This is a genomic window from Streptomyces racemochromogenes (assembly GCF_044129415.1).
In the GTDB taxonomy this organism is placed as follows: domain Bacteria; phylum Actinomycetota; class Actinomycetes; order Streptomycetales; family Streptomycetaceae; genus Streptomyces; species Streptomyces racemochromogenes_A.
Genome location: NZ_JBBDHD010000256.1, coordinates 1 through 3,746 on the forward strand (window position 1 = coordinate 1; position 3,746 = coordinate 3,746).

At 76.6% G+C, this 3,746-nt stretch carries 2 protein-coding genes; both read left to right on the top strand.

Annotated features, from left to right (window positions below; all coding sequences use genetic code 11):
* Nucleotides 1–216 precede the first annotated feature (216 nt).
* Nucleotides 217–1,848 carry a beta-N-acetylhexosaminidase gene (locus WDV06_RS36480; protein WP_395514100.1) on the top strand — a complete coding sequence of 544 codons (1,632 nt, stop codon included), beginning with the start codon at nt 217–219 and terminating at the stop codon, nt 1,846–1,848.
* A 418-nt stretch (nt 1,849–2,266) separates the two neighbouring features.
* A complete protein-coding gene (locus WDV06_RS36485) occupies nt 2,267–3,193 on the top strand; it encodes an FAD binding domain-containing protein (RefSeq protein ID WP_395514101.1) in 927 nt (308 codons plus the stop codon).
* Nucleotides 3,194–3,746: the final 553 nt, after the last annotated feature.

The following is a 3,746-nucleotide window of genomic DNA, read 5'->3' on the forward strand; positions in this document are numbered from 1 at the left end:
CCAGCAGCGCCTCGCCCGGCAGGTGTTCGTCCACCTCATCGCCCTCGGTGAGGGCACCGAGGACACCAAACGGCCGGGGGGCCGCCCGGGCCCCCCCCCCCGCCCCCCCCGGGGCCCTCCGCGTGCGTCCGGACCTTTCGCTCCCGGAGCCTTTGCCGGGCCCGGGGGCGCGGCTAGGGTCGGCGCCACGAGTGGTGTGCTGTGAGGGGCTGACGCATGGACCTGATCCCCGTACCCCGGGTGGCCGTTCCCGACGAGGAGGGGCGCCGCCACGTCTTCGGGCCCGAGCCCGTGCTCGACGCCGGGCCGGGCTGCGACGGGGTCGCGCGCTGGCTGCGCCGGGAGGTCGGCGGCGCCACCGGGTGGGCGCTGCCCCCGGCCGGAGCGGGCGCGCGGGGCGACGTACGGCTGCGGCTGGAGCCGGAGGGGCTGGAGCCCGAGGCGTACCGGCTGGAGGTCGGCTCCGGCGGCGTCGAGCTGACCGGCGCGGACCCGGCCGGGCTGTTCTGGGCCGCCCAGACGCTGCGTCAGCTCCTCGGCCCCGACGCCCACCGGCGCGCCCCGCTGCGCCCCGGACGGAGCTGGGACCTGCCGTACGTCCGGATCGCCGACGGCCCGCGCTTCGGCTGGCGCGGGCTGATGCTGGACGTGGCCCGGCACTTCATGCCCAAGGACGGGGTGCTGCGCTACATCGACCTGCTGGCCGCGCACAAGCTCAACGTGCTGCACCTGCACCTGACGGACGACCAGGGCTGGCGCATCGAGATCCAGCGCCACCCGCGCCTCACGGAGACCGGCTCCTGGCGGCCGCGCAGCCGGTGGGGGCACCGGGCGTCCCCGCTGTGGAACGAGACCCCGCACGGCGGCTTCTACAGTCGCGACGACATCCGCGAGATCGTCGCGTACGCGGCGGAGCGGCACGTGCGCATCGTCCCCGAGATCGACCTGCCCGGGCACTCCCAGGCCGCCATCGCCGCCTACCCCTGGCTGGGCAACGCGGACGTCGTCGACACCGCCGCCCTCGGGGTGTGGGACGACTGGGGCATCAGCGAACACGTGCTCGCGCCCACCGAGGAGGTCCTGCGCTTCTACGAAGGGGTCTTCGAGGAGGTGCTGGAGCTGTTCCCGCCCGAGGTCTCGCCCTTCGTGCACGTCGGCGGCGACGAATGCCCCACGTCCCAGTGGCGGGCCTCGGCGACGGCGCAGGCGCGGATCCGGGAGCTGGGCGTGGACGCGGAGAGCGGCCTCCACGCCTGGTTCATCCGGCACTTCGACCGCTGGCTCGCCGACCGGGGCCGCCGGCTCATCGGCTGGGACGAGATCCTGGAGGGCGGTCTCGCCGACGGCGCGGCCGTCTCCTCCTGGCGCGGCTACGCGGGCGGGATCGCCGCCGCCGAGGCCGGGCACGACGTGGTGATGTGCCCCGAGCAGCAGGTGTACCTGGACCACCGTCAGGCGGGCGGCCCCGACGAGCCGATGCCCATCGGGTACGTACGGTCCCTGGAGGACGTCTACCGGTTCGAGCCGGTGCCGCCGAAGCTGTCGCCGGAGGCCGCCGCGCACGTGCTGGGCGCGCAGGCCAACGTGTGGACCGAGGTGATGGAGCACCAGGGCCGGGTCGACTACCAGGTGTTCCCCCGGCTGGCCGCCTTCGCGGAGGTGGTGTGGTCGCGGCTGCCGGAACCGGAATCCCGGGACTGGGACGGTTTCGCCGCGCGGGCCGAGGCGCACCGGGCGCGGCTGGACGCCCTCGGGGTCGAGTACCGGCCACCGGGCGGACCGCTGCCGTGGCAGCGGCGGCCCGGGGTGCGGGGACGTCCGATCGAGGGCGCGCCCCCGATCGTGTGACCCGGGGTCGCGGGAAGCGGTACGGGCCCCCGGAGCGCCCCCGGCACCCGGAAGCGGAACTCTTCGGGAACCATGGGAACTGTCGCTCGAACAAGGCGGATCCGGAGGAAAACGGACGTTCGGGTCGGTCTCGTACGAGAGCGGTACGGGCCGGGTCGGGAGGGGCGCTCCGCGAGGCCCGGCCGGGGCGCGGCCACGGCTCGGCCAGGGGCGGAGCGAGCGTGGAGGGCGGCCGCGGGAGACGGCCGGACGGGCCCCGCGCCGGGCCCGGGAGCGAGGGGGAGGCGGCGCCCGGGAGACCCTCGCGCCGGGTGGTCCCGAAGATGTGCCAGAGTTGCCACGTCCCGGCGGTGAGCACGTACCGTACGGCGGACAGGCGTGAGCGCCGGGACCGGGACATCGGGAAGGGGCAGCTGGGTTGACCACGCACGCACCGCACACACCGCATTCGGCTCAGGGGCCGCACACCCCGCACGCGTCGCCGGGGCAGGCGGCGCAGTCCGTGATGCTGCCGGTCTCGCTCGACGAGGCCGTCGCGGCGCTCGCCGCCATGCCCGCGGCCGTCCCGGTGGCCGGCGGCACCGACCTCATGGCCGCCGTCAACGCCGGACTGCTGCGGCCCGCCGCACTGGTGGGCCTGGGGCGGATCAGCGAGATCCGCGGCTGGCAGTACCAGGACGGGCACGCGCTGCTCGGCGCGGGCCTCACGCACGCCCGGATGGGACGGCCGGATTTCGCCGCTCTGATCCCGGCGCTGGCCGCGGCCGCGCGTGCGGCCGGCCCGCCGCAGATCCGCAACGCCGGAACCCTCGGCGGCAACATCGCCACCGCCGCCCCGACGGGCGACGCGCTGCCCGTGCTGGCGGCCCTGGAGGCGGTGCTGGTCATCGTCGGCCCCGGCGGCTCGCAGCGCGAGATCCCCGTCTCCCACCTGCTCGCCGGACGGGACATGCTGCGGCCGGGCGAGCTGATCGGGTTCGTGCGGGTGCCCCTGCTGCACGCCCCGCAGGTGTTCCTGAAGGCCACGGGGCGCACCGGGCCGGGGCGCGCGGTGGCGTCCGTGGGGCTCGTGCTGGATCCCGCGCGCCGCGGTGTGCGGTGCGCGATCGGCGCGGTGGCGCCGATGCCGCTGCGGCCGCTGGAGGCCGAGCAGTGGGTGGCATCGCTGATCGACTGGGACGGGGACCGAAGCCTGGCCCCGGAGGCCCTGGAGGCCTTCGGCGAGTACGTGGCGGCGGCGTGCGTGCCCGACCAGGGGCAGCAGGTCTCCGCCGGAGTACTGCATCTGCGGCGGACCGTCGCCGTGCTGGCGCGCAGGGCCCTGGGGAGGGCGCTGACCTCATGAGTGAGAACGAGAACGTGAGCGGAACGACCGGGGACACGGGGAACGCGGGGAACATGGGCGACGGCGGCGCCGCGGGGGCCGGCTGGGGCTGGGAGCCGGTGCCGCAGGGGGGCGACTACGACTCCGACGCCACGGCCTTCGTCCAGCTGCCGCAGGACATGCTGGACGCCCTCGACACCGGGGAGCCCCTGGCGGCACCCGGGCACGGCTTCGTGCCGCCTCCGATGATCATGCCGCTGGGTTCGTCCGGCAGTACGGATCCCAGCGCCACCGGGACCTGGACGATGCCGGCCCAGTGGCCCGAGGCGGGCGGCGCGCCTGGACAGGCACCCGCCGGCGACGCGGCTCCGGCCGCTCCGGCGCGCGGGCCGATCCCGGCGTCCATCCCGCTCCCGGCGTCGGTGGGGGGGGGCGGGGCCGGCCCCCCCCCCGCCGGGGGGCGGGGGGGGGCCGGGGCCCCCCCGCCCCGCGGCCCCCCCCGCCGCCGGGGACGTGCTCGAAGCCCTCCTGGTGGAAGTGGACGGTGATCTCGGGGGTGTCGCCGATGCCCGGG

Excerpts from the sequence above, each read along its gene's own strand:
- WDV06_RS36480 (WP_395514100.1), top strand. The coding sequence starts at position 217 with ATGGACCTGATCCCCGTACCCCGGGTGGCCGTTCCCGACGAGGAGGGG.